This window comes from Paenibacillus sp. sgz302191 (genome assembly GCF_057749925.1).
Genome location: NZ_JBYLHY010000005.1, coordinates 345,383 through 372,140 on the forward strand (window position 1 = coordinate 345,383; position 26,758 = coordinate 372,140).

A 26,758-nucleotide genomic window follows, 5' to 3' on the forward strand; every position below is an offset into this window, starting at 1 on the left:
AGCCTCTCCATCGAGAGCCGCCCTCTGCGCAGAGCCGCCGGATTACAGCGGCATCGATTATGTCAAAACCGAAGTCTTCGGTTCCGTTACCCAGTCGACTTCCCCTTCGTTTTGCCCGTTGATCGGCCACCATTTGAAGCCGTCCTGCGCCAGCAGCTCCTGCGCTTGTTCCGGTCCCCAGGAGCCTGCCGGATACGGCCGCAAATCGCTCGGGCTCTCCGCCCATGCCGCGGCGATTTTGTCCACGTACTCCCAGGCGAGAGCCACTTCGTCCCAGCGGGTAAAGTAAGTGGAATCTCCGCGGGTCGCGTCGTACAGCAGACGCTCGTACGCTTCCGGCGTGTTGAACCCGACTTGGCAGCTTTGGCAGAAATCCATCGCAACCGGCACGATCACGCCTTCGGAGCCCGGCTGTTTGGCGTTCATTTTCAAATAAATGCCTTCCATCGGGTTGACGCGGAATACGAGCAGGTTCGGCTGCAAGTCATGCTTTTTCGCCAAATAGACGTTGTTCGGAATGTTTTTGAATTCTACGACAACTTCGGTCGTTTTGACCGGCAGCCGTTTTCCCGTACGGATGTAGAACGGAACTCCGGCCCAGCGGAAGTTGTCCACAAACACGCGAGCGGCAAAATACGTCTCCGTCGTCGACTGCGGATTCACCGAATCCTCGCTGCGGTAAGCGGGAAGCGCCTTGCCTTTGGCGGTGCCGTCCGTATACTGGCCGCGGACGACGTTCTCGCGGACTTCGTCGCTGGACTGGAAGAGGCGCAGCGAGCGAAGCACCTTCACCTTCTCATCCCGGATATCTTCCGGATGCAGACGGCTCGGCGGCTCCATCGCCATCATCATGAGCATTTGCAGCATGTGGTTTTGCCCCATGTCGCGCAGCGCTCCCGAGTGATCGTAGTACCCGCCCCGCTCCTCGACGCCGACCGTCTCGCTTAGCGTAATCTGGATGTTGGCTATGTACTTATTGTTCCACAGCGGTTCGAAAAACGCATTGGCAAAGCGCACAAACTCGATATTTTGCACCATTTCCTTGCCTAGGTAGTGGTCGATGCGGTAAATGTCTTTTTCCTCGAAAACTTGACGCAGTTGGCCGTTCAGACGCTCGGCGGAAGCCAGGTCGTATCCGAACGGTTTCTCGATGACCAGACGGTGCCAGCCTTGCGTTTCCAGCAGACCGCCTTCGCGGAGGTTATAGGACACATTGCCGAACAGCTCGGGCGCGAGCGCCAAATAGAACAGACGGTTGCCGCCTGTTTGGAACTGCTCATCCAGCCTGGCCGTCAATTTGTTCAGCTCGTGAAAACCCGCCACGTTGTTAATATCCAGCGACATGTATTCGAAATGCTGCGCAAAGTTCGCCCATTCGGCATCGTCTTTGATTTGATAGCGGGCGAATTCCTTGATGGAATGCAGCACATCGTCGCGGAACTGATCATTTGAGCGGGGTCTTCGAGCCAGACCTACTACCGCAAAGTTTTCGCCCAGCTTGCCTTCGCGATACAAGCTGTAGAAGGCGGGGAACAGCTTTCTTTTGGCCAAATCTCCTGTAGCGCCGAAAATATAGAATACAGCTCCACTCATCTATGCATCATTCTTTCTTTATTGGGATTGGGTATTAAGCATAGCATACATAAAATAGGTGAGGGATTCAACTTTTCTTTTCATCAATTTTCTCAATAACCCGACTAAATTTTATTGATAAATAGACATCTGTCCATACCGAAACAAAGCCGGGCGAATAGGCTATAGTAATCAACTGACCCGGAGGTGTAATACGATCATGCAGCGAGTGTATCCCATAACCGAGGAAACCTGTTCAGCCTTGTACGGCAGACCGGTGCTCGTTTATTTAAAAGACGGTTCGGAAGTTACCGGCCTGCTGAGCCGCGTGGAGAAAGGCAAGTTCATTCTCAACGATTTTTCGGCGGGCGTCTCCAATTTCACTTTCGATCAGGGGAAGAGCGTGTCCGGCAAAAGCAAAAGCAAAGGCAAGGGCAAAAAATCGGCGGCCAAAGCGTCCGTCCAGGCTTTCCCGGCCGAACCGTTCCCGCAGCCTTTCGGCGAAGTGCCCCCGTTCGAAGGCTTCGGCCGCCCGACAACCGTTCCGCTGGGGACGATTGCCGTTTTGTTCGCGCTTGGTTTCTGAACCGCACAATGCTCATACGAGAACCGAAACAGGGCTGTGGGAAATCCACGGCCCTGCGTTTTTTCACGATTGTCCTATTCAGCGGATAGACTTGCTCATCATATAACAGCCCAGCTCCGGATAATACTCCTGCACTTCATATCCTCTCCGCAAATAAAAATGGTATGCCCTCGGATTGCTGTCATCTACGAAAAGCCGTGCGGTTCGGCACCCTTTGGCTTTACCGTATGCTTCGCCGGCGCTCATCAACTTCTGCCCCCAGCCGCGGCTCTGGTCTTTGGGGGCCACCGCCAGCATGTCTATATACAAAACACTCGACTTGCAGATCAGTGAAATAAAGCCAAAAGGATACCGGTTGCCCTTCGCCGCGACCAATGTGGCGCATTTGCTCAGCCTCTTGCGAATTTCCGCTACTGTAGCTGAAGCGCCGGCGTTCGCCGTTTTTGAAAAAGGAACCAATTGATCGACGACCAAGCGATGAATGACGGAATCATCCAAGGAAGCTATTCGTTTACGAATCATGCTGCACCGCCCTCACAAGAAGCAATAATGCTATCTTATGATCGCGATTCGCACGTTGACCCAGCCTCTTGTTCCGTAGACCGGATTATTTGACGGTCAATTAGCCAATTTACCCCAGACGGAAGCGGTGATATAGTAGAAGTAGGCGGAATATTCGGATAAAAGATGAGAAGAGAGGTGATCAACTATGATTAATGCCTACCCTATTACGATGCTGAACAGCTACCAGACAACCAAAGATTACTATAAAGTAAGCGCGGTCCGCAGCGTTAGCGGCAGCGGCGCGTACACATCCCGGCAATTCCTGAATTTGCCGTACGAGCAATTGCCCTACAAGCAGTTGGCGCGGTCGGCGGCGCAAAGCTTGTCCGGGCTCGTCCAGTCCGCCCAGAACGCCAAGCAGTCCGCACAAGCTTGGCTAAGCAAAAGTGCCCGCCTGGATCTTCGTTCGGAAGCCGACAGCGAAAAAGCAATCGCCCCCCTGGAGAAATTCGTAGCTTCTTATAACGAGTTTCAAAAAAGCCTGAGCGAATCTCAGGGGCAGCTGAACCAAACGCTCGCCTTGGGGATGGAGCAGGCGGCCAAATCCTACAAGCTGGAGAGCCTCGGCATTACGCCGCAGGAGGACGGAAGCCTGCTGCTTCAGGTCGATGAGTTTAAAAAGCAAGCATCCGGGCGCTTCGCCGACGTGTCGAAGAAGCTGAAAAGCTTGAGCGGCTTCGCTTCGCTGCTCAGCAGCACCGCCGACAAGCTCGGACAGCTTCCGACGGATGCGTTCTTTCAGATGCAGCGCTCGTCTTTGCAGCCTTACGGCCAATACCGCCCGCAGCTGCAAACTTATCTTCCGGTGCCGATGACCGGACTGCTGCTCGACGAGCGGATGTGAGCAGGGTCCGGAAGCTCCGCCTGGAACAGCGGTGTCGACAAATAGCGCTCCCCGGTGTCCGGCAGCAGCACGACGATTTTTTTGCCCTTGCTGCCGGGCCTTCGGGCAATTTGCGCCGCCGCATATACGGCTGCACCCGACGAAATGCCGACGAGCAGCCCCTCCGATCTGCCCAGTTCGCGCGCCGTCTCGAACGCCTCCTCGTTTTTCACCAAATAAATCTCATCTACGACCGATTTGTCATAAATACTCGGGACGAAGCCCGGTCCCAGGCCCTGAATCTGATGCGTTCCCCGCTTGCCCCCCGACAATACCGGGGAATCGTGCGGTTCCACCGCAACGATCTGCACGGACGGCTTGCGCTGTTTCAGCACCTCGCCGACGCCCGTAATCGTGCCGCCTGTACCGACGCCGGCAACAAAAATATCGACCTCGCCGTTCGTATCCCTCCATATTTCCTCCGCCGTCGTACGCCGGTGAATGTCCGGGTTCGCCAGGTTGTCGAACTGATGGGCGATGAACGCGTGCGGAATTTCCTTCGCTAGTTCCTCCGCTTTCCTCAAAGCGCCGAGCATGCCCTCGGCTCCCGGGGTAAGCAGCAGCTCCGCTCCCAGAGCCTGCAAAACGCTTCTGCGCTCCACGCTGAACGTCTCCGGCAAAACGATGATAAGCCGGTATCCCTTGACCGCCGCGACAAACGCAAGCGCAATTCCCATATTGCCGCTCGTAGCTTCAATGATGACCGAGTCCTTGTGCAGCAATCCTTTCTCCTCGGCATCCTGGATGATCGCATAGCCGGCACGGTCTTTGACGCTCCCGGCCGGGTTGAAATATTCCAGCTTGCCGATCAAGTCCGCCTCAAGCCCGTGGCTCGCTCCGTATGCGGCAAGCTCAAGCAAAGGCGTATTACCGATCAGCTCCGTCAAGTTTTTGGCGATAGGGGGTCTGCTCATATTCATTCCTCCGATTCAAACTGTTATTTTTCCCATTAAATTAGTCGGCAATATAGCTAACGATGCTGTACGGAAACAAGCAGCAAGCTTTTCCGCTCAAACGAAAAATACCTTCGAAGGTGGAAGGTATTTTCATTATGAATCCGTTAGTTACCATTGTAGCAAAACCTTCAGCCATTCCGCAAATTCCTATGAAACCGGCGGAACCGGCTGCTTCTTGGCGGACGGCTTTACATCCTTCGGGATGGGGCAAACGTAGCTTCGCCCGTTCAGACGTTCCTTCAGCTCCCGCTTGGCATCCTCCAGAACCTGCGGCTGCAGCAATACGTCCAGCGCCGTAGCCGCCATAACCTTGGCTGCATGCAGCATTCCCTTATGGGCGATGGAAGAAGTGCCGAGCGTTACCCACTGCCACGAATGCGGCGGCGAGCCGACGACGAAACAGGCTGTCGTGCATTGAACCGTAGGCGCGATCCAGCTTACGTCGCCGACATCCGTCGAACCGTAAAGCATGGAGGGGCCGTCGTGCGGATTCAACCGGTCAGCCAGAGCCTTATCCCGCATCCCGGCGGGAATATTCGGGGCGCTGTTTTTTTCCGTCTCGGTCAGCGTTTCCCGCAATTGCCCGGCCCATTGCAGCTCGTTCCGGTCAAAATCCGGTAATCCGAGCTGTGTAAAGCACTCGAACATCACCCGCTCCAGTGTATTGTTGGGCACCAGATTGGAGCAAGCTTTGTCAAATACAATGCTCACTTCCGTACCGGTCATGAGCGCCGCACCGCGGGCGACATCGCAAACTCTTTCGTAAATTTCCTGCGTCTGGTCGAGGCGGGGAGCCCGGATCAAATACAGCACTTCAGCATGGGCCTGAACGACATTCGGAGAAAGCCCTCCTGTATGGGTTACCGCGTAGTGAACTCGCGCATCCGGCACAATATGCTCCCGCAAATAGTTGACCCCTATATTCATCAGCTCCACAGCATCCAGAGCGCTGCGCCCAAGGTGCGGACTGGCGGCGGCATGGGCGCTTCTGCCCTTGAACCGATAGCTGACCTGGTAATTCGCCAGCGAATCGACCGACATCACGCTGTTGTAATCCATCGGATGCCAGCAAACCGCAAAATCGATATCGTCGAACAGCCCCTCGCGGGCCATAAAAGCTTTCCCGGAACCGCCTTCTTCCGCAGGGCAGCCATAATAACGGACCGTTCCGGCAATTCCCCGTTCTTCCATCCATTCCTTAAGCGCAACCGCAGCGGCAAGCGAACCGGTTCCCAGTAAATGATGGCCGCAGCCGTGGCCGCTGCCCCCGGGAATGAGCGGCTCTTCCGCCAGCGCGCCCGGCTTCTGGCTCATTCCCGACAGCGCGTCATATTCGCCGAGAAAGGCCGCAACAGGCCCGCCTGTGCCCCAATTCGCCACAAAAGCCGTCGGGATGCCGCCGACACCCCGCTCCACTGCAAAGCCTTCTTTCTCCAGCATGCCGCTCAAAAGCTCGGCGGAGCGGAATTCTTCAAAGCGCGTCTCCGCGTATTCCCAGACGGCATCGCTGATTTGGCAATAAACGTCCCGTTTTCGCTCGATCAATTCGGCGATTTTTTGCAAACCGTTCATGAGCATTCTGTCATCTCCTTTTGCGATCCGCTTTAAGTCATTTCAGCCGTCATTTCGTTAAGCGGTATATTTTGCGCGGCCTGCCTCTGACCGACTGCAGCTCTTCGCCTTCGTATTCGGCCAGGCCAAGCTCGCACAGGCTGACCATAATTCGCTGCGCATTCCGCTTGGTCATGGATAAGTGCGCGGAAAGATCCGAGGTCGTAAACCCGTCCCAGGACATCCGCTGCACCAGCGCTTCGATTTTTTTATACGTTTTGATGCTGATGTTGCCCTTGTTCAGCTTTTCCAGCAGCGCTTTATCATTGGAGCGATACGTATAGGTCAATTCGGCGTCACTGCCGACGCCTTCCGTAATCAGGCCGTTTTCCTGCACGACAACGATGCCCTTGCCTTCCTTCTCCTTGGCGTACTGCAATCCTTTGCGCGCATTAATCTCGGCGGACAAAGCGGTTTGCCCAAAGCCTATCCCGATTGAAACCGGCACGCCCGCCTCAAGCGAAATTTGGCTTACCGTATCGTTCAACAGCTTCATTTCGCGTTCAATGGCTCCGCGGGAACTGAAAATCTGATACTTCCCGTCCCCGATTTCCATCAGGGAGCCGTCGATTTTTTCGCAAAACTGCAGCAGCATCTGCTTAACTTTCAGCTCCAGATACTGGATATGGTAGCGTGTAGCCGCTTTTTCCGCGATCAGGTCATATTGCTCCAATAAAATGATTTCCACCGCAATTTGCGTATCCTTGAAATACGAACTTTTTGCCTGCTCCACCATGACCTTGATCGCCTGGCGGATATCCATCCTCGTCATCTCGATCCGGTATGCGGGCGCGCCCGCTTCTTTGAGGAGCGTGTACACGTAATTCATGCAGGTGAGCGCTCCCTGCGTCTTCCCTTCCCTCAGCTGCTTTAAATGAAAATCGACGATGAGCTGCGGGTCGTTGTAATCGAACATTTGCAAATCAAAACAAGCTTCCGGCACCCCGGCCTCCTGCAGCGATTCGTTGAAATCCAACTCCTCCGACCCGATCATATCGATGGAAAACCGGCTTTTATCGCCCCGCTGTTCCTGGCGCATTTGCAGCAAAGCTTTGTAAAGGCTGGCCCCGGTCGGCTTGCAATAAACGACATTGGCGCTTGCTTGCAGCATGTCTTTTGCATGCGAATAAGGGATAGGCCCCGAAAAAAACCAGCCGTCCACTTCATGTCGGTGCGTTTCGATAATCGTTCTCGTTTCTTGCGGATGATAATACGGATAAGGGGTAAACGTGACCGGATAGGCAGCTTCGCGGGCTACCTCCAAAATTTTATTAACAGACGGCACGGGGCCGATAACTCCGAAACGGTAAACCATGCGCGAATTGCTCCTTCATCGCCAGACTTTCCTACTCTAATGATTATAGCAAGATTACTTTGAGGCAGAAAGAAAGGCAGGCAGCATCCGGCGATCCATGGTGATTGTGTTATGCCGGGAGCAAGCTGACGATCAAGCGAGCATTCTTCTGGCAATTCGTTCCAATAGCCGAACGCCATGAGGCAGCACGGATTCATCGATATCAAAACGCGGATGATGATGCGGCGCAGGCAGATCGGCTCCGATAATCATGTAGGTTCCCCGGCCGCCCAAATCCTGAACCCGGCGAATCATGAAGCTGGCGTCTTCGCTGCCCATCGCGCTGCTTTCCCCATTTTTGACGGCGGTGAAGCCTTCGATATGCGCAGCTTCTTCAACGGCAATCGCGACAAGCTCTTGATCGCAGGCGATCGGAATCGCTGCGCCGATCACTTCCACACGGTGCTCCAGACCGTGCATCTCGGCGCTATGGGCAATAATGCGGCGGACCCGCTGCTCCAGCTCGTCATTCACTTCCTGGGAAACGGATCTTGTTTCAACAATCATTTTGGCATAGTCGGGAATAATGTTGGCAGCCGTTCCGCCTTGCAGCACGCCTACGTTTACACGCGTCGAGCCCGTACTGAATCTTGGGATGGCATGAATGTTAAGGAGCGCCGTAGCCGCGCCAAGCAGCGCATTCCGCCCTAACTCGGGACTGGCCCCGGCATGGGAGGCTACCCCGTGAAAATGAGCCGCAAGCTTCGTGCTCGCCAAAAATCCTTCAGCTCCGCCATGAAACTCCCCGCTCGGCACGCCGGTTCCCAGATGGTGGCAAAAAATCATATTTACGTCGTCCAGGTGGCCTTTTTGTACGATTGCATAGGCGCCTCGGACGCCTTCCTCCGCCGGCTGGAAAATAAGCTTGACGGTACCGTGAAATTGACCGTCCGCCAGCTTTGCGGCGAGCCCCAGGCCGATCGCCGTATGCCCGTCGTGCGCGCAGGCGTGCATGTTCCCCTCATACGCGGAGCGAAAGCCTCCCGCCTGCGGCGCATGGCCCGCATCCCTGCTTTCAATGATCGGCAGCGCATCCATGTCGAAGCGGAACGCGACGACCGGGCCGGGAGCTTTGCCTTTCAAAGTCCCGATAACCGCGGTGTAGCCGCCCTTCATCCGGCTGACAATATCCGGATCGGCGCCGTCGCGCAGCGCTCGCGCATAAGCTTCCTCCAGCGCGTCTTCCTCAGGCAGACCACGGCGCGATTCGCCGTCCATAGCGTCCTGCCCATATATGACTTCATAGCCTAATGCGGTTAGCTGGCGAACAACATGCGAAGCCGTGCGGAATTCAGTGAATCCGACCTCGGGATGAGCGTGCAGATCGCGGCGCAGTGCAATAATATCCATATAAATCACTCCTGTATTCTTATCTGTGGTCAAGTTTCATTCGGATGACAGCGGCATTACATTTTCGGATACACGCCCGGCCCGATTGGAAGACCCGCAAAATACCAGATCACCAGCAGCGTTATCCATACAAGGAAGAATGCGATCGGATACGGAAGAATAAGCGAATAGTAGGTGCCAAGCTGTGCGTCTTTTTTATACTTTTGCAAATAGCCCAGCCATAGAGGCAGGAACGGCGATATAGGCGCAAGCGGGATAACCGAGGAATCCGCGATCCGGAATACGATTTGCGCGAAAGCCGGATGAAAGCCCAGCATCATAAACATCGGCACAAACACTGGCGCCAAAATGGACCAGATCGCCGAACCGCTGGCAATAAACATCGTTAGCAGCGCCGACAGAAAGGCCAGACCGATAAAGACGGGCGCGCCGGTCAAATTCAGCTTTTCCAATACATCGACGATGCTCAAGGCCAAAAACTTGCCGATATTGCTCCAATTGAAAAAAGCGACAAACTGGGAAAGCGGAAATACCATAATAATAAAATTGGCCATGTTTTTCATCGGGTCCTGCAAAAGCTTCGGAATATCATTTTGGTGCTTGATAGCCCCTATGACAATACCGTAAGCAAGCGCTATGACAAAAAAGAACATGATGATCAAGGGAACGATACCGGACATAAAAGGCGAAGGTACGACACCGCCTGTAGCCGGATTGCGCAGGAGCGCCCCGTTCGGCACGATAAGCAGGGCTACGACGGCGATATAAACCAAGGCGACAATGCCTGTGATGCGCAGCGCTTTATTTTGCAGGGGTGTCAGCCGCTCCAGCTCCGCTTGGTGCTCACCCTGGTATTTGCCCAGTCTGGGTTCGATGAATTTATCTGTAATAAAAGCCGTCAGCAAAGTCAGGACAACGACCGAGGCGCTCATAAAATACCAGTTGTCCAGCACGGATACGGAAACTGCCGGATTGATGGATTTGGCCATGTCCGTGCTGATCCCGGATAACAGCACATCCGTGGTCACAATGAGCATATTGGCCGTAAACCCCGACCCTACCCCGGCCAGCGCAGCCAGAAAGCCTGCAACCGGGTGACGCCCGACGGCCAGAAACATTAAAGCTCCGAGCGGCGGCATAATAACGACGGCGGCATCTGAGGAAACATGGCTGAAGAAGGCGATAATGACGACAAAATAGCTGGCATATTTGGCGTTCACCATGGAAGCCATCTTGTACATGACAGCATCCAGCAAACCGGTTTTTTCGGCCAAACCGACGCCGATGACCAGCGCCAAAATGTAGCCGAGAGGGGTAAAGCCCGTAAAGTTTTTGATCACATTAGGCAAAATCCATTGAATGCCTTCGGCGCTAATCAGGCTTTTGACATAAACCGCTTCCTTCTTGACGGGATCAAAAGCGGAAATTTGAAAATAAGACAGCAAGAACGTGATGACCATCAAAATAGCGATTAAATACACAAACAAAAGAAACGGATTCGGGATTTTATTGCCGATTTTCTCGACCCATCGAAAAATTCCTTTTTGTGCGAATTCCGATCCCGGGCTTGCTTGCTGTATGGCTGCCATGTTAGTCCCCCTCTAAAACTAATTAATGAATATATAGCGAATATTTCGTTTAATTCATTATATAGAGAAGCAGGCTCATTTTCAATATAAAATGTAAGGTTTTATTACAAAAATAACTGAAGATTTAAGCTTAAATTCACTCAAACGCTTACAAAACGGAGTTTTCCTCACATCGCTTCGCGCCGCTTCAACCGTTTCGGCCAAAAGAAAAGACCTTCCGGCCTGGGGCCGGAAGGTTTTCATAGCTATTAACGAAATACTAGAACATCTTTTTGCCAAGCACATGATCCAGCGGAATAAAGCCGATGACCCGGCTGTCCATGCTGTTGTTGCGGTTATCGCCCATGACGAAGATGTGATCCGCCGGAACCGTCCACGTTTTGCTCGAATCCTCGCGCATTTTCTCGTTCAGGTAAGGTTCGTCAAGCGGCTCGCCGTTGCGGTATATTTGATGATCCTTGTATTCCAGCACATCCCCGGGCTTCCCGATCACGCGTTTGATCCAAATGTGCCTGTCGTCAGAACGGGAGAACAGGCTGAGCAGCGGACTGTCCAGCAAATCGTTCTTGAGCGATCGCTTGAGGTCAACCCGGCTGTCGATGATGACGATATCTCCGTAATTCGGCTCATAAGAGAACGTATGGGAGATCTTGGACACAAACACCCTCTGGTTGTCATGCAGTGTGGGGTCCATGGAGTGTCCGCTTACTTTGGTCGATTGAAACACAAAAACACCTAAAATGACGACGAGTACGAATGAGATCGCGATGGAGCCGAACCAGCTCCATATTTGTTTCAACAATTTCACCATTGCAACGCTCCCTTGTTCGGCCGTTATTCCGCCAAGCCATGCTTGAAAGCATAGATGGCCGCTTGCGTTCGATCTTCAACGCCCAATTTGGCAAGCACATTCGTGACATGAAACTTCACGGTTTTTACGCCGATGAACAGTTCGTCGGCCAATTCCTGATTCGACTTGCCTTTGGCAATGAGGCGCAGCACCTCCATCTCACGTTCGGTCAATTCTTCATGGGGAGCCGTCTCCGCCTTCGGCTGGCGAAAGCGGTTCATGATTTTGGACGCAACCTGAGATTCCAAAATCGACTGCCCTTTGACCGCGGCGCGGATCGCCTGGGCGATTTCGGAAGCCCGCGACGTTTTGAGCAAATAGCTGAACGCGCCCGCTTCGATAACCGGATACATTTTTTCGTCATCCAAAAAACTGGTCAATACAATTACTTTACACTCCGGATACAGTTGAAGCAACTTTCGCGTCGTCTCGATGCCGTCCATCCCTTCCATGACGAGATCCATCAGCACGACGTCGGGCCTGTACTCCTGGGCAAGCCGTATTCCTTCCAGGCCGTTGCTGGCCTCTCCGACCACTTCGATGCCTTCTTCCGTGCCGAGCACGGCCGCCAGTCCGATCCGCACCATCTCGTGATCGTCCACCAGCAAAACTTTAATATTCGAGTCCATTCGCTTCTCCTCCTGAATTGGCTAAGATCGGCACACGAATCTCGATCCGGGTTCCCCGATCCGGCGCAGTAATGATGTGCAGATTGCCGCCGATTTCGTTGACTCGCTCTTTCATGGACACAATTCCGTACGACGTATGCTTCTTTGCGTCCAGTTCAAACCCGACCCCGTCGTCGCGAATCGCCAGACGGATGCCGTCGGAGCGGTGCAGCAGCTTGACCTCCAGCTTGTTCGCCTTGGAATGGCGCAGCGCATTGGAGAGCGCTTCCTGCACAATCCGGAACAAGTGGTCCTCGATCCCTTTCGGCAGCCGGATTTCGTCGTCCATATCCCACGAAATGTCCATCGGCACTTTGGCGGACAGCTCCTTCAGCAGCTCGACAAGCCCTTCGGACAGCCGCTTGCCCTCCAGATGAACCGGGCGCAGATGCAGCAGCAGCGCTCTCATCTCCGATTGCGCAACGGACGCCATCTCCTCGATGAGAAAAATTTGCCGCTGCGCTTTCTCAAAATCTTTATCAAGCGTCCGGCCGACCGCCGTAGCCGTCATTGAGATGGCGAACAGCTGCTGGCTGACCGCATCGTGAAGCTCGCGCGCCAGCCGCTGGCGCTCCTCGATAATGGCGGAAAATCTCGCTTTTTCCGCCAGCTCCGCATTATCGTTGGACAGACGCTGCAGGGAAGTCACCTGTTCCTCCCATTTTATCATAACTCGCCCGAGCTGCTCGCCGAGCCGCCCGATTTCGTCCTCGCCGATTTCGAACCCGGTCCGGATGAACTTCCCTTTCTCAAGCTGTACCATCGTTTCCATCAGCGGTCCCAGCCTGCGGGTTATGCGGTTGCTGTTCCAGAAGCCGTACGCCGCCCCGATCCCGATCACGATGCCGAACGCCATAAGGCTGAATTGAACGCCCTCCTGCCAGGAACGGAACGGCTGGATCAAACTCCGCGAGTTCAGAAAATATATAATGACGCCGAAAATGACCAGACTGAAGAGAATCGACTCGCCCATGCTGCGCCATATCATATTTGTAAGTTTTCTTTTATAGCCGTCCAAGCGCGATTGTCCCTCCCAAAACCGGTTAAAAAGCGATTACAAAATTTTGATATCGACATCTCCTACGATGTAAGAAAGAACTAGTTTCACGCGATGGTCCGTATGCTCGAAATTCTGGGACTTCCAAACAAGCTTGTTCATGACGCCGGCTTCTCTTTCCCTGTCCGCCATAATTTGTCCCAGCATGACCGACGAAGTTACGGAAACGCCTATATCTTCCGGCACTACGATGTCAACGTCGCCGATGACGCCCTGCAGAATGACCGTAGTCTCCTTTTGCTCCAAAATGGCCAGCGACAGGTCGATATACGTCTCCCCGATCATGTACCAGATGCTGCTGTTGCGTAAAATCCAGGGCTCTCTGCCGAGCCGGATGCTGTCTATAATCTTATGCTTCTGGATGTACGTATCGTCCTTGTGCAGACGCTTCGAACGGATGAAGTACAGCCCCAAGGAAATCAACACGACGGAAAGCGCGATCGACAAATGATTGCCGAACAAAATAATAGCGCCTACTGCGATCAATACGTAGCCCTTATACTCTCTGTGCGACCGTAGCCTATGGATGCCGAGCAGGATGAGGACAGCCGCAAGTATGGGAAAAAAGCCGATCAGGTGATCCAAAAGCAAAAAAAGACCGGCTCCGATCAGCAAAAGCGCTGTATTCCGGCTGCGGTTGTTTTTGGTTTCTTCTCCCATGTTGCACCTCCTCTGGCTGCGCGGATAGTAAGTTTGTTTTGCAAGCGAATGACAGCAAAACGAAAGCCGGCCGGCCCGATACCCGGTTATGGCCACATTTTCTTAGCATACCATAACAATGTACGGCCTCCAAGATGCAAATGCTTGAGGCGGCAGGGCACCCGCCGGCGCCGGGCCGGTGCTGACGCAGCTGCAAGGGGCCGGCGACGACGCTCAGAAAGCAAATTGACGATGCTAGCGCTGCCGCTCCTTGCCTTCCCGGTATGGGACGCACCCTCCGCACAGTGGCCGGTTATGAAGCGGCTCGGCAGACCGGACCGGGCTTCGCTGGGCTGAGCTGAGCTTGGCAGGCCCGACTGGCCGACCCGGGCCGGAGACAGGACCTGCGAACCCCCATGACGCCGTAGACGTCACCCTACAGAACGAATCCAACCCCCCTATACCCGGCAAAAAGCCTGCACAATTGCAGGAATGCCGCGCTATCAACAAACAAGAAACTGGTAACCCCCCCACGTTAGAGGAGATAGTCACAATCTGCCCGTCTGCACGAAAAAAACCTGCAAAAATACATGAATTTGCGTCCTTGACCGCTGGTTACGATGAATTCCTGCAAAAGTGCAGGTTTTTCACCGAACACATGGACTCAAATTCACTTTCAGCGAAAATTCCTGCACTTTTGCAGGTTTTTCGTCAAAACAAGCCGATTCTGCGAATAAAACCTGTACATTTGCAGGTTTTCTCCCTACCAAGCTGTCCCTGGCCCAGTTGTACAGTTCCACAACCTGCACCGGGAGAGGGGCGCGCCCAGAAAAAGCGGCTATGGACCCAACCGGTTCCCCTAACCCTCTCGGAATGTCGCGACTTTCTCGGGCAGCCTGACTTTTGCAGGTTTTCTTCGCCCGACCAGGCAGTCGGACAGATGGGTGATCTATATCTTTCCAGTGCAGCATTCCTGCAAGCATCAGCCTGCCCAAAAACCCCCACGTTAGAGGAGATAGTCACAATCTGCCCGTCTGCACGAAAAAAACCTGCAAAAATACATGAATTTACGTCCTTGACCGCTGGTTACGATGAATTCCTGCAAAAGTGCAGGCTTTTCAGCGAACACGTGGGCTCAAATTCACTTTCAGCGAAAATTCCTGCACTTTTGCAGGTTTTTCGTCAAAACAAGCCGATTCTGCGAAAAAAACCTGTACATTTGCAGGTTTTCTCCCTACCAAGCTGTCCCTGGCCCAGTTGTACAGTTCCACGACCTGCACCGGGAGAGGTCGCACCGCGCGCAGCTCCCAGCGCGCGGTGTTTCGCTGCACGACGGCGGTCGGTCGACGGGCGCGCCCAGCCTCGGCCTTTATTTGCGCGCGGTTACGCCAAGGGGGCCCCTCCCGCTTTCCTCGTGCGCCCAGCCAATGCACGGCCCCGCGCTACTTCGCGCGCGGGCCGCCTCTCTCGCCGCTGCTGCGGCTCTGCTGCCACTCCTTCTGGAGCTTCACGCGCATCGTGCGCAGCTCCTGCTTGACGTTGCAGCCCGCCTCCTTCAGCGTCTCGGCCGACATGCGGCCCGCTTCGCGCAGCCCTTGCCAAGCCTCGCGGCCCGCGTTTTCCAGCTCGCGCAGCGTGTCGCGGGCCTGGGCCCCGTGCAGCCCGCCATGCGGCTGCACATCGTCCGCAGCGGCGGCGCGCAGCCGCTGCAGTTCCTCCGCGAGCGCCAGGACTTCGTCCTGGGAGCTCGCGTACTGCGTGCGGTAGTGCCCGCACGCCGCTTCCAGGCGCAGCTTCTCCTGCAGCGCCGCCCGGGCAAGCTCTTCCTCGCCGGCGCGCATCGCCAGCTCGGCCTGCTCCGCGCGGAGCCGAGCGAGCTCCTCCGCGTTCACAAAGTGCTGACGCAGCTCGAACGTCCGCTGCAAAGTCTCTTCGTAGCGCTGCTCCAGCGCCCGGATCCGCCCGCTTGCTCCCGTCTGCGAGCCGAAGCCCCCTCCTTGCTCATTCATCGAAAAGCGCTCGGCGGTATCGTGCCAAGCCGTTTCAGCCATTTTACCGATTCTGTTCAATACCTTCATTAACCCCACCCCGGCCTATTTAAGTTTACAGATCGAACCGATCCGAATGCGTGCGTCTGCCCAGCAGCCTGAATCCATAGCCGATCAGCACAATCGCCAATGCGAACGCGATGAAGCCCGACAATTTCACGGCCAGGATCAAAGCTCCCGCGGCGGCGATCAGCCAGCCGATCTTCTTCCCGTTGCAAATGCCGACATAGCCGAGCCCAACCATCGAAAGCGGCAGCAGGTACCCCATAAGATGAAGATGAATTCCGATTATATGGGATGCAATGATCAAGCCGACCGCAATAAAAATCAAGGCTAATCCTCTATTGCCTTTCATGGACATGCACGTTCCCGCCTTTCGCTCATTCCTTATGCTACTAGCGTATACAAAAGAGACAAGAAGCAAAACGGACCCGCGACTGTTTTTCGACCTGGACCAAAGTCTAGGTATTTCTCAGACCTTCCACATTTTGGCCGTTGTTTCAAGCAAAATACCAATGTTAAAATAATTGGAGCCGAATCCGGTGTGTTCCAGCATCGGTACGGGGGACGATTTAATTGGGGTGAATATTTGCTGATTGTCGAAGCAGACTAGGGAGAACCTTCTTCCCGAACCCGTCAACTAACCTCGGAGGCTTTAATAAGAAGGAGGAATAGCGAATTGAATACGGCTATAAAAGGACTCGCTGGCCTTGCTGTATCTATTACAGTTCTGGCAGGAGGCTTTCTTTCGCCGCACCATGCCAAAGCGGCCGAAATGGAAGTAAAAGTGCAGGTAGACAATGACCTTGTCGGTTTTCCGGATGCACAACCTTATTTAGACACGAATCATTCCACGCAAGTCCCCATTCGCTTCGTAACCGAAAAACTCGGCTATACGGTCCAATGGGAAAAAAAGGGCAATCAAATTAAAGTAACTTTAAACAACGGCAAACATACGATTGCATTGGCATCAGGCGATCAAAAAGCGGTCATCGACAACACCCCCGTCGACATGGGCACCCATGCCGGGTTTCAGGACGGCAGAGTGTTCGTTCCGCTGCGATTCATTTGCGACGCTTCCAAAATTCCGATTCAATGGGATGCGGACAGCAAAATGGCCATCTTAAGCAAAGACGGAAGCCAATATGCGCCCAAGTTTGAAAGCTTTAAAGCAACCGCTTACTCGGCCGATCCTTCCGAGAACGGCGGCTTCGGCGCCGTCGACTACATGGGAAATCCGCTGGCGCTGGGGACAGTCGCCGTAGATCCGACGGTCATTCCGCTCGGCACCAAGCTTTACATCGAAGGCTACAATTTCGACGGACTGCCGGTAGGCGGCATGTATGCCTATGCAACCGACACAGGCGGTTCCGTAAAAGGCAATCATGTGGACATCTTTATCCCCGGCTCCAAAGAATCGCTGCAGCAATTCGGCATCCAAAACGTGAAAGTGTTCCGCTTGCCCAGTTAATTTCGGCAAAGCAGGTCCTTGGAGATCCTATTCTCCATGGGCCTGCTTTTTGTATTTGAGCGAATTTGCCTCACAAATATTGCCTCTTTTCCTCCGCATAGGTTCGGTTGGCAGGTCAGACAATAACCTCAGACTGTTTGGAAGCAAGCCTGCTTCAAACTTTAAGGGGGAGACTTATGCCAAAACTCCATCGCATGATGATTGCCGCCGCGCAGCTTGCCGTCGTTTTGAATGTGACGACCGCCGCCATGCCGGTGCCGCAAAGCGAGGTCGTTTGGAATGTGCAGACCGATCAAAAGCTGGTCGCGCTGACGTTTGACGACGGGCCCAATCCGGTGTATACGCCCCAATTGCTGGACGTTCTTAAGCAGTACGACGCGAAAGCGACTTTTTTTGTGCTCGGCAAGCGCGTGCAGATGTATCCGCAAATCGCCATCCGGGAAGTGAACGAAGGGCATGAGATTGCCAATCATACGTACGATCATCATTATTTGAAACATGTCAGCCCGGACAAATTGAAAGAGGAGATCGAACAGACGCAGGAAATTATTTTCGACATTACCGAGCAAATTCCTCACGTGTTCCGTCCGCCCGGCGGCTTTTACGATCAATCGCTGATCGAATTGGCCAAGCAGGACCGGTTCACGGTTGTGATGTGGTCCTGGTACCAGGATACGAAAGACTGGCGGAAGCCGGGCGTCGACAAAATCGTCCGGTCCGTGCTCAATAACATTCATAACGGCGATATTATTTTGTTCCACGACTTGCAGGGAGACTGCTCGCAAACGGTGGAAGCTCTCAAAATCGTGCTGCCCGAGCTTAAAAAGCAGGGCTATCAATTCGTAACGGTCACCGACCTGATTTCGAAAATGAACAAATAAGCAGCGCAAAAAGACGGCCTCACGGTTCATCGTCCGCTGCGCCGCCTTTTTCCGTTATTTAAAAGAAATCCGCCAAATATGTAGTCCGTTCGGGTATCGCCGAGTCCAGCCGCCTAGCCGTCGCAGGGCTGCCCTGCAGGCGTTCCGTCTCCGCCAAAAAGACGGCTTTTTGATAACCCATAAACAAAGTGGTCAGCGTTTGTATCGAACAACTGAGCAATTGCTCCTCATTCGGCAGGACGCTCCCGGAGAGCTTCACTACTTCCACAGCGCCGGTTTGTGCATCCGCCCGCACTTGAAACACGCCGTTGTTCCATTCCGCATGCTCGTCAGCGACCCGCAAGTACAGCGCCTCCTTGATTCCGTCCGTCCGGAACGGGTACTGGGCCAGGAACGATTCCACATCGACGATTCTGGCCATGAAGTAAGGAACTCTCTCCTGCTTGAATGCCGGATTAGGCACCAAAAACGGGAGCGCGTCGTTCACAGGGGCTTGGACAAGCACCTTGTCGATCATCGAATCGTGATCCGCTATAAATTTCCACAATCCGCGCCGTGCCTCCTCGTCCAGAAACACAAGCTCATGAATCGTCATGATTTTGTCCTTAACCTGATAAAACACATAGCCGGTATGCTCATTGCGGGCATTGAGATGGACGCCAACCGTTCCTTTTTTAAACTTGAACCAGCGGTTGTTCCACCATTTCAGGTCCCGCTTCAGCATGCCGTTATAGCGGACCGCGTGCTTTTCATAAATCGGATTCAAAATCTCCGGATCTTTCCCGATGCGCATCACCCTGCTGCCTGCGGCCGCTTGAAAGCGGGGGAGCTTGTCGTGCGTGATTTCGTATTTGCAGTATTCCGAATACATTTCCCAGCCGAATTTGCGGTAAAACTCAAACTTGAACGGATGCAAAAAGGAGAGCGTCTGACCTTTCTCTTTCATCTTTTTCAATATGAGAACGAGCAGCTCGGATACCATGCCGCCCCGCCGGTATTCCGGCCATGTCGCTACACCCGAGATGCCGCCCATTGCAAAGCTGCGCCCGTGCAGCCACGTTTCCAAATCCAGCAAGGTCAGTTTGGCCGCCAAACGCCCGTCCGCGAAATATCCCAGAACGGCGTCCGGATCGGTCAAGTCCATTCGATCCTGAAATTCCTCCGGGGTAAGCTCCAATTGAAAAGCAAATTCGGAAAGCGCGACGCTATCCGCCACTTCTTCCCGCTTTAATGCGCGAATCTCGCCCATGGCGATCACCTCTTCGTTCGATTATTAGCCCGTATCCTTCGGCAATTTCATAGTAACACAAAGAGCGGCCGCATTTCGCGGCTGCGTGAAAATCCGGCTTCGAACGAGACGAAATCCGGAACCGTCGGATCAAGGCCTACGGGACACGTGTCCAATCAACCCATCCGCTCCGCACATACACTATACAAGAAATTTGAAGCCTTTACTTTACAATCCAGGAGGGAATAATATGTCGTATTCATATGGCTATGGTGGCTATGGTGGCCATGGTTGTGGCTGCGGAGCTCCTGTAGGAGGTTTTATGACTTCGCCGGCAACAATCCTTGTCCTGTTTATCCTGCTTGTCATCATTCTCCGCACATTTCATATTTAATCTGTAAAGAAACAAATCGTATATGCCAATAGAACTATAAATTGGAAGCAGGCAATAACGCGGGCCGTTATGATCTGCTTCTTCTTCCATGTCCGATGTTGACGAAACAGCGCGGTTATGATAATCTCATTATGTGAAAACGTTTACCCGTTTTTCATTAGCTTTAGGAAATTGGAGATAAACTTATGGCCGATTATACGATTAAAGATGTTGCCCGAATGGCAAACGTATCGATTGCAACCGTTTCCAGAGTGCTGAACGGAACGAAACGCGCGAATCCCGAAACGCGGGAGAAAGTGATGAGAGCCGTCGAATTAACCGGCTTCAGACCCAACGCATTGGCGCGCGGGCTCGTGAACAAGCGGACTCATGTAATCGGCGTGATGCTTCCCGAAGTATCCAACGAAATATTCGCCCAGGTGATCAACGGCCTGGAAAGCATTTTGGATGCCGAAGGCTACAGCATTTTTTTGGCCATCACCAACGGAAACGAAGAAAAAGAATTGAAATATTTTCAATTGTTCGAGGATAAAAAAATTGACGGGATCATCCTTTCAGGCGTGAAGTATTCGTCCAGCCATAAGCAATTTTTCAGCAAAAAGCAAATCCCTGCCGTCGTCATCGGCCAGCAATTTCAGCTTCAAGGCTTGCCTTCCGTGGGCATCGACAATGTCGAGGGCGCTCATAAGGCAACCACGCATTTGCTCGATAACGGGCATACCAAAATCGGATTCATTTCAGCTCCGCTCTATGACCTGGCTGTCGGGGTCGACCGTTTGAAAGGCTTCAAACAGGCCATGAAGGACCGGCACATATCCGTATCCAAACAAAGCATAGTTCAAGCCGATTCTTTCAAAATAAGCAGCGGATACGAAGCGGCGAAAGCAATGTTAGCGCATACATTTAAACCTACCGCGATATTTGCCGCGACAGATAGACTTGCGCTCGGGGCGATGAATTATTTGTATGATCATGGCTGGACAATTCCGCAGGATTGCTCGATTATCGGCTTTGACGACATCGAAATCGCCTCCCTGGTACAGCCCAAATTAACTACCGTCCAGGTTAACTATGCGGAATTCGGCACCCAAGCCGCGAATATGCTGCTCGAAATGCTGGAAGACAATACGAAAAACTTGAAAAACAGCATTATCGTGCCGACAACCCTTGTGATCAGAGACAGCGTGAAAGCCAACGGGGAGCCGTAAAATTTTTTTTGATATTCAGGAAAACCTTTTCCTAAGTTATATATGAATAATGTCCCATTATTCGGAAATTTTAAGGAGGTGATCCGGGGCGAAGTTATTGAAGGACATCGTTTTAAAGCAGCAACCGTATATGCATGGACAATTTTATTTTAGGGGGAAAACCGACATGAAAAAATCAGGTCTTGTTATTTCACTGGCAGTAATGCTTGTATTTGCAATGATTGCAACCGCTTGCGGGAAAAGCAGTTCCGGCGGCACAGCTTCTTCGACGCCCGGCGGCAGCGGCGGCTCCGCCGACAAACCGGTTAAAATCACGCTTCTCGAATCGAAAGGCGGCGAAGTTACGAAGCTGCTAGCCGATGCCGGAAAAGAGTTCACAAAAGCGAACCCGAACATTACCGTTGAAGTTATGTCGACCGGAGACGGTCAATCTCCTTACGAGAGAGCCGCTACGCTTTACGCGGCAGGCACGCCTGCGACGCTCGCCATGCTCGATGCCGGCGACATCGTCAAGTTCAAAGACAAAGCCGCCGATCTTTCCGGCGAAAAATGGGTAAGCGATTTGGCGCAGCCTAACCAGATTGACGGCAAAACGTTGGCGTTCCCGTTCTCGGTCGAAGGATACGGCCTTATTTACAACAAAGCCGTGCTTGACAAAGCGGTCGGCGGCACTTTCGACCCGGCTACGATCAACACGACTGCCGCTCTTGAAGAGCTTTTCAAAAAAATTCAAGCGTCCGGCCCTGCTCCATTGACGATCGGCAGCATGGATTGGTCGCTCGGCAACCACTTCCTGGCTCTCGCTTACGCGGCGCAGCCGGACGGCAACGTGGACAAGTTCCTCAGCGGCTTAAAGTCGGGCAGTGTCAAAATAGCCGACAACGCGGCGTACAAAGGGCTAATCGACACCTTCGACGTCATGAAAAAATACAACAAAGGGAAAAACGATCCCCTTTCCGTTACTTACGAGCAAACCGCGGCTTCCGTAGCCAAAGGCGAGGCCGGCATTACGTTTAACGGCAACTGGATGATCAGCGAATTGCAAAAAACGAGCGCGAGCGGCGAATACGGCTTCATTCCGGTGCCGGTGAGCAACAACGCAAGCGACAAAGCAAATTCCGCCATCGCAATCGGCGCGACCAAACAAATTTTTATCGATAAAACGAAAAATACCGAGGAGCAGCAAGCCGCAGCCAAAAAGTTCCTCAACTGGATCGTGTACGATAAGGCAGGCCAGGATTTCCTCGTCAACAAGGCGAGCATCATTCCGGCATTCAAAAACATTACGCTCGAGCCTAAAGATTCTCTTGCCAAATCGATCAAAGCTTACAACAATGCCGGCAAGTCCATTCCTTTCGCAGGCAACTACGTACCTGGCGACCACTGGAAAGTGCTTGGCGCTTCGATGCAAAAATATCTCGTGGGCAAGGATGACCGGGCTGCTCTAGCGGCTGAAATCGAAGATTACTGGAAAAATGTGAAGTAACATTTCATGTCGATGGATGGGACCCATGGTCTTGTCCATCGACTCTCAATTCATATCGAAGCGGAGGAGTACCGCGTGATCTCTGAAAAAAATGCATTCAAGAGAGCGGGCCATCAACTTTTTTTTACCGGCCCGACGCTTTTCGCGTTTTTGGCGGTCGTCGTCGTTCCATTTATATACGGCATTTATTTGACCTTTTTTCAATGGGACGGAATCGCGACCGAGATGCCTTTTGTGGGCGTGAACAACTATATCGCCGTCTTTCATGATTCTAAATTTTGGGGCGCCATTTGGCTGACCCTCAAATACGTCGTTATCACTGTCGCTCTAGTTAATGCAATAGCTTTCTTATTGGCTTATTTCGTAACTTCGGGAAACAAGGGGCAAAATTTTTTCCGCACCATCTTTTTTGTGCCGAATTTGATCGGCGCGCTTGTGCTTGGATTTATTTGGCAGTTTTTATTCAACAGCTTTTTTGTTGCCATCGGTCAAAAATTTGCTTTGGAAATATTCGCGACCTCCTGGTTGGGCGATGAACATAAAGCTTTTTGGGCGCTTGTCCTTGTTACGGTTTGGCAAAATGTCGGCTACATGATGGTTATTCTCATTGCCGGTCTGATGAGCGTGCCGAAAGATGTACTGGAAGCGGCGACGATTGACGGCGCAAGCAGTTGGACCCGGCTTACCCGCATGGTGCTGCCGCTGATGGTGCCGGCGTTTATCGTTACGATATTCCTGACGCTGAGAAACGGATTCATGATCTACGACCTGAATTTGGCGCTGACGAAAGGCGGCCCGTTCGGAAGCACGATCATGGCTTCCATGCACATTTATAACAAAGCGTTTCAGGCTCACGATTACGGATTGGGTCAGGCGGAAGCTTTCATTTTGTTCTTCCTGGTCGCAGGCGTAACCACCCTTCAAGTTTATTTCAGCAAAAAATTGGAGGTTGAAGCCTAATGAGAGCAAGTCATCTCGTTCAACAAACACTTATTTATATCATTTTATCGGTGGCGCTGATTGTTTTTGGCTTCCCTTTTTTGCTGGTTTTGCTGAATTCGTTTAAAACGAACGCGCAAATCGTCGAATCGATCGTTTCTTTGCCGACTTCGCTTCATTTTACGAACTTCGCCATTGCCATGGATAAAATGAATTATTGGGGCAGCCTGTGGAATACGGTCGTGATCACGCTCCTGAGCGTTGTATTGATCTCGCTGCTGACCTCCATGACCGCTCATTATTTCGTGCGGAACAATACGAAGCTGAACAACACGTTTTTTTTCATGATGGTCTCCTCGATGATCATCCCGTTCCAATCGATTATGATCCCGCTCGTTTCCGTATATGGCCAGAAGCTGGGGTGGATTCAAGCGCAGCCGCAGCTGACGCTGATTTTCATGTATCTCGGATTCGGCAGCTCGCTCTCGGTGTTCATTTACCACGGTTTTGTGAAAGGGATTCCCCTTGAGCTGGAAGAAGCGACGCTGATCGACGGGTGCAACCGGCGGCAAACGTTTTTCAAAATCGTGCTGCCGATCTTAACGCCGACTACCGTCACGATTGGCATTTTGAACATATTGTGGATCTGGAACGACTATTTGCTTCCCGTTTTGATTTTGCAAAATGCGGGGCAAGACAAGCTGACTTTACTGCTCGCGGTAAAAGTGTTCAGCGACACCTACTCGACCAACTACGAGCAGTTTTTGCCGGCAGTCTTGATGATTGTGCTTCCGCTGTTCATCGTCTATATGTTTGCCCAGCGCTACATTATTCAAGGGGTTACGCAGGGTGCGATCAAATAATTTCGGAAAGCGCAGGTATGTCAAGTGGGACGATTAACGCAATTCACGCATAAGGAAGCGATAGAAAAAGCCCAGGCTTCGATTGAAGCGGCGCTCGCCAAAGACATTCCGGACCCGCACCGGCTGCTTTATCACGCGAGTCCGCCGGTCTATTGGATGAACGACCCGAACGGCTTGATTTTTTATAATGGCGAATATCATTTGTTTTATCAGCATAATCCGTATGCTCCGACTTGGGGAAACATTCACTGGGCGCACATGAAAAGTAAAGATCTGATTCATTGGGAGCATCTTCCCATTGCTTTGGCCCCGAATGAAGAGTATGACATTGACGGATGTTTCTCCGGCAGTGCAATAGAGCATGAGAACCGGTTATACGTATTTTATACCGCAAATATATTTACTTCGCCTCAAGGTTTGCCCGACGATTTGTTCCAGCAGCAGTGCATGGCGGTGTCGGCGGACGGAATCGAATTTGCGAAAGCCGGCGTGAACCCGCTGATTTCCGCTCCTCCGGCCGATATCGGCCAAACCAATCATTTCCGCGACCCGAAAGTTTGGAAACATAACGGAATTGGGTACATGGTGCTCGGAACGAAAAAAGACGAACGCGGCAAAGTGATCCTGTACCGGTCGAGCGATTTGACGCGCTGGGATTTTGTCGGCGTCCTGACCGAAAGCGACGGCACGATGGGGTACATGCACGAATGCCCGGACCTGTTCGAATTGGGGGGCAAACATATTTTAGCCTTTTCCCCGCAAGGCGTGGAAGGCTGGGGAGCGCCGAACGTATCGGGATACTATGTCGGCGAGCTCGATTACGAGCGCGGAACATACGAGCATGGCCGATTCCGGCTTTTGGATGAGGGGTTTAACTTCTACGCCCCGCAGACGATGACGGATGATCGCGGTAGGCGGATTTTGTTCGGCTGGATGCCTATGGAGGAAGGTACCGGCAAAACTTGGGCAGGCTGCATGACGATTCCGAGAGAGCTTCGCTATTCCGAAGAACGCGGGCTGCAAATTCAACCGGTCGACGAAATGAAGCTGCTCCGCCGCAATCCGATTGGCGAGCACAACTACTGTGTTGCGCCCGGCCGGCTGCATACCATCCGGGGTATTTCCGGCGAATGCGTCGAGCTGAGAATCCGGGTCGATCTGCAGCAAACGGATGCGAGCGGGTTCGGCTTGCAGGTTCGGGCGTCGGAAGACGGCGAGCAGAGAACGGTCATTCGATACGATGCGGCCGCAAAGCAAGTCGTTTTCGACAGAACGCATTCCGGCGGCGGAGTCGCGGGAATCAGAACGTGTCAAATAGCGGAGTCCGATAACGGGATTTTGACTTTGCATTTATTTTTGGACCGGTCGACACTGGAGCTGTTCGTTAACGAAGGCGACCATGTGATGTCCGGATATATATTCCCGGAGCCGACGAGCAGGGATATCCGCTTTTTTTCGGAAAACGGATCGACGTTCATTCGCGATATCGATTTTTGGGAATTGGCCGTTTAATGAGAAAAACCTCTATCGAAGTCTTTCGAGGATGCCGGCATAGCATGAAAAACCTATGAATGACCAATATCACCAGCCATTCGCAGATAACCTGCAAAAAAGAGACTTTCCAAAAACTTGCCCACTGTCAGTTGAGCACGTAAAATTCTGCGAAAGTCAGACAGTGGAACTCGCGCAGAGCCGGATGGCCTGAACGCCTTGCTGTCTGGCTGCGCGGAGAAAGAAAGCCTGCAAAGTGCAGGTTTTCTTTCGTTCATACGCTGAAGACGAAGCATTCCTGCATTTGTGGCATTTTTGCAGGTTTTTTGCCATTATCGAAAATTCCTGCCACAGCCTGCCTGCCTGCACGAAGAAAACCTGCAAAAATACATGAATTTATGTCCATGATCATTGGCCACGAAGAATTCCTGCAAAAGTGCAGGCTTTTCACCGAACACATGGACACAGGCTCACTTTCAGCAAAAATTCCTGCACTTTTGCAGGTTTTTCGCCATAATAAGCCAATTCCGCAGGAAATACCTGCACTTTTGCAGGTTTTCTCCCTACCAAGCCGCTTCCTGTCCAATTATGCGGTTCCACGACCTACACCGGGAGAGGCGCGCGTTGGAGCCCCACTGCCCCCACTGATTCCCCTAACCTTAACAAAATGTCTCGACTTTCTTAGGTTTTTCACCCCAGACCAACCTGCCAAGCCGCCATATGACCACCCGCCGTGCAGCACTGCAACCTGCACCGGGAGAGGCGCTCATTAGGAAAGAGCCATTGCACAACGCCAGCACCACAGTCTTTGGACGGCAAGAACATGTGTTGCAAAAGCGTCCTGATGGCGTTAAAAAAGTGCGCGGTACCCCTTTCATGACGCCGGGCCGCGGTGTTCATTGAATCTACGCTTGCCAAAACCCGAGAATATATAAATTCTTATATGTCAAGGATAAACGACTCCGTCGTCCTTTTGGGACGAGCGCATTTATCAAGGTAGATGCGAAGCAAAAGTATAAAACATATACTTTCTTATCTACTGAGATAAACCTCTATCGAGGTCTTTCGAG

Annotated in this window: 23 protein-coding genes and 1 riboswitch; of the genes, 9 read left to right on the forward strand and 14 right to left on the reverse strand. The window is 52.7% G+C overall.

What is annotated here, in order from left to right; translation table 11 throughout:
- Positions 1-57 precede the first annotated feature (57 nt).
- The gene (gene zwf, locus AC3G2T_RS10050; RefSeq protein WP_488435338.1) at positions 58-1,593 is read right to left on the reverse strand and encodes a glucose-6-phosphate dehydrogenase; all 1,536 of its coding nucleotides are present in this window, start codon (positions 1,591-1,593) and stop codon (positions 58-60) included.
- A 199-nt stretch (positions 1,594-1,792) separates the two neighbouring features.
- On the opposite strand from zwf, the gene AC3G2T_RS10055 reads away from it, so the two are divergent.
- A complete protein-coding gene (locus tag AC3G2T_RS10055; RefSeq protein ID WP_488435339.1) occupies positions 1,793-2,158 on the forward strand; it encodes a hypothetical protein in 366 nt (121 codons plus the stop codon).
- 78 nt (positions 2,159-2,236) lie between these two features.
- Here AC3G2T_RS10055 and AC3G2T_RS10060 read toward each other — a convergent pair whose 3' ends face one another.
- Positions 2,237-2,680: a GNAT family N-acetyltransferase gene (locus AC3G2T_RS10060; RefSeq protein ID WP_474679902.1), complete on the reverse strand. Its 444-nt coding sequence runs from the start codon at positions 2,678-2,680 to the stop codon at positions 2,237-2,239.
- 187 nt (positions 2,681-2,867) lie between these two features.
- Here AC3G2T_RS10060 and AC3G2T_RS10065 point away from each other — a divergent pair, with 187 nt between their 5' ends.
- Positions 2,868-3,566: a hypothetical protein gene (locus tag AC3G2T_RS10065; RefSeq protein WP_474679901.1), complete on the forward strand. Its 699-nt coding sequence runs from the start codon at positions 2,868-2,870 to the stop codon at positions 3,564-3,566.
- Here AC3G2T_RS10065 and cysK read toward each other — a convergent pair.
- The 11 genes from cysK to AC3G2T_RS10120 all read right to left on the reverse strand — a co-directional run bounded on the left by cysK (position 3,518) and on the right by AC3G2T_RS10120 (position 16,088).
- Positions 3,518-4,519 carry a cysteine synthase A gene (gene cysK, locus AC3G2T_RS10070; protein WP_488435340.1) on the reverse strand — a complete coding sequence of 334 codons (1,002 nt, stop codon included), beginning with the start codon at positions 4,517-4,519 and terminating at the stop codon, positions 3,518-3,520. The two genes, AC3G2T_RS10065 and cysK, sit on opposite strands and share 49 nt — an antisense overlap.
- Before the next feature lie 189 nt (positions 4,520-4,708).
- The gene (locus AC3G2T_RS10075; protein ID WP_488435368.1) at positions 4,709-6,133 is read right to left on the reverse strand and encodes a M20 family metallopeptidase; all 1,425 of its coding nucleotides are present in this window, start codon (positions 6,131-6,133) and stop codon (positions 4,709-4,711) included.
- Positions 6,134-6,182: 49 nt separating this feature from the next.
- Positions 6,183-7,487, reverse strand: coding sequence for a helix-turn-helix domain-containing protein (locus tag AC3G2T_RS10080; RefSeq protein ID WP_474679899.1), 1,305 nt, complete (start codon positions 7,485-7,487; stop codon positions 6,183-6,185).
- A 132-nt stretch (positions 7,488-7,619) separates the two neighbouring features.
- The gene (locus AC3G2T_RS10085) at positions 7,620-8,876 is read right to left on the reverse strand and encodes an amidohydrolase (protein ID WP_474679898.1); all 1,257 of its coding nucleotides are present in this window, start codon (positions 8,874-8,876) and stop codon (positions 7,620-7,622) included.
- A 56-nt stretch (positions 8,877-8,932) separates the two neighbouring features.
- The gene (locus tag AC3G2T_RS10090; RefSeq protein WP_488435341.1) at positions 8,933-10,465 is read right to left on the reverse strand and encodes an AbgT family transporter; all 1,533 of its coding nucleotides are present in this window, start codon (positions 10,463-10,465) and stop codon (positions 8,933-8,935) included.
- Positions 10,466-10,724: 259 nt separating this feature from the next.
- The gene (gene lepB, locus AC3G2T_RS10095; protein ID WP_474679896.1) at positions 10,725-11,276 is read right to left on the reverse strand and encodes a signal peptidase I; all 552 of its coding nucleotides are present in this window, start codon (positions 11,274-11,276) and stop codon (positions 10,725-10,727) included.
- Between the two features lie 23 nt (positions 11,277-11,299).
- Entirely contained in the window at positions 11,300-11,944 is a 645-nt protein-coding gene (locus tag AC3G2T_RS10100) for a response regulator transcription factor (RefSeq protein WP_474679895.1), read from the reverse strand.
- On the reverse strand, positions 11,928-13,001 hold the full coding sequence (locus AC3G2T_RS10105; RefSeq protein WP_474679894.1) for a sensor histidine kinase: 1,074 nt from the start codon (positions 12,999-13,001) through the stop codon (positions 11,928-11,930). Before AC3G2T_RS10105 ends, AC3G2T_RS10100 begins: the two co-directional genes overlap by 17 nt.
- A gap of 36 nt (positions 13,002-13,037) precedes the next feature.
- Positions 13,038-13,700, reverse strand: a complete 663-nt coding sequence (liaF, locus tag AC3G2T_RS10110) for a cell wall-active antibiotics response protein LiaF (RefSeq protein WP_488435342.1) — start codon at positions 13,698-13,700, stop codon at positions 13,038-13,040.
- A gap of 1,421 nt (positions 13,701-15,121) precedes the next feature.
- Complete coding sequence (locus AC3G2T_RS10115) at positions 15,122-15,757, reverse strand: PspA/IM30 family protein (RefSeq protein ID WP_488435343.1); 636 nt, start codon at positions 15,755-15,757, stop codon at positions 15,122-15,124.
- A 25-nt stretch (positions 15,758-15,782) separates the two neighbouring features.
- Positions 15,783-16,088 carry a LiaF transmembrane domain-containing protein gene (locus AC3G2T_RS10120; RefSeq protein WP_474679891.1) on the reverse strand — a complete coding sequence of 102 codons (306 nt, stop codon included), beginning with the start codon at positions 16,086-16,088 and terminating at the stop codon, positions 15,783-15,785.
- Between the two features lie 160 nt (positions 16,089-16,248).
- Positions 16,249-16,397: riboswitch (cyclic di-AMP (ydaO/yuaA leader) on the forward strand.
- 9 nt (positions 16,398-16,406) lie between these two features.
- Here AC3G2T_RS10120 and AC3G2T_RS10125 point away from each other — a divergent pair.
- Positions 16,407-17,198, forward strand: a complete 792-nt coding sequence (locus tag AC3G2T_RS10125; RefSeq protein ID WP_474679890.1) for a stalk domain-containing protein — start codon at positions 16,407-16,409, stop codon at positions 17,196-17,198.
- Positions 17,199-17,374: 176 nt separating this feature from the next.
- A complete protein-coding gene (locus tag AC3G2T_RS10130) occupies positions 17,375-18,079 on the forward strand; it encodes a polysaccharide deacetylase family protein (RefSeq protein ID WP_488435344.1) in 705 nt (234 codons plus the stop codon).
- A 58-nt stretch (positions 18,080-18,137) separates the two neighbouring features.
- Here AC3G2T_RS10130 and AC3G2T_RS10135 read toward each other — a convergent pair whose 3' ends face one another.
- Positions 18,138-19,328, reverse strand: a complete 1,191-nt coding sequence (locus tag AC3G2T_RS10135) for a GNAT family N-acetyltransferase (protein WP_488435345.1) — start codon at positions 19,326-19,328, stop codon at positions 18,138-18,140.
- 558 nt (positions 19,329-19,886) lie between these two features.
- Here AC3G2T_RS10135 and AC3G2T_RS10140 point away from each other — a divergent pair.
- The 5 genes from AC3G2T_RS10140 to AC3G2T_RS10160 all read left to right on the forward strand — a co-directional run bounded on the left by AC3G2T_RS10140 (position 19,887) and on the right by AC3G2T_RS10160 (position 25,709).
- On the forward strand, positions 19,887-20,909 hold the full coding sequence (locus AC3G2T_RS10140; protein ID WP_488435346.1) for a LacI family DNA-binding transcriptional regulator: 1,023 nt from the start codon (positions 19,887-19,889) through the stop codon (positions 20,907-20,909).
- A gap of 166 nt (positions 20,910-21,075) precedes the next feature.
- Complete coding sequence (locus AC3G2T_RS10145; protein WP_488435347.1) at positions 21,076-22,395, forward strand: ABC transporter substrate-binding protein; 1,320 nt, start codon at positions 21,076-21,078, stop codon at positions 22,393-22,395.
- A 75-nt stretch (positions 22,396-22,470) separates the two neighbouring features.
- Positions 22,471-23,355 carry a carbohydrate ABC transporter permease gene (locus AC3G2T_RS10150; RefSeq protein WP_488435348.1) on the forward strand — a complete coding sequence of 295 codons (885 nt, stop codon included), beginning with the start codon at positions 22,471-22,473 and terminating at the stop codon, positions 23,353-23,355.
- Positions 23,355-24,197, forward strand: coding sequence for a carbohydrate ABC transporter permease (locus AC3G2T_RS10155; protein WP_474679883.1), 843 nt, complete (start codon positions 23,355-23,357; stop codon positions 24,195-24,197). The genes AC3G2T_RS10150 and AC3G2T_RS10155 overlap by 1 nt, the downstream gene beginning before the upstream one ends.
- Before the next feature lie 24 nt (positions 24,198-24,221).
- A complete protein-coding gene (locus tag AC3G2T_RS10160) occupies positions 24,222-25,709 on the forward strand; it encodes a glycoside hydrolase family 32 protein (protein ID WP_488435349.1) in 1,488 nt (495 codons plus the stop codon).
- Positions 25,710-26,758 lie beyond the last annotated feature (1,049 nt).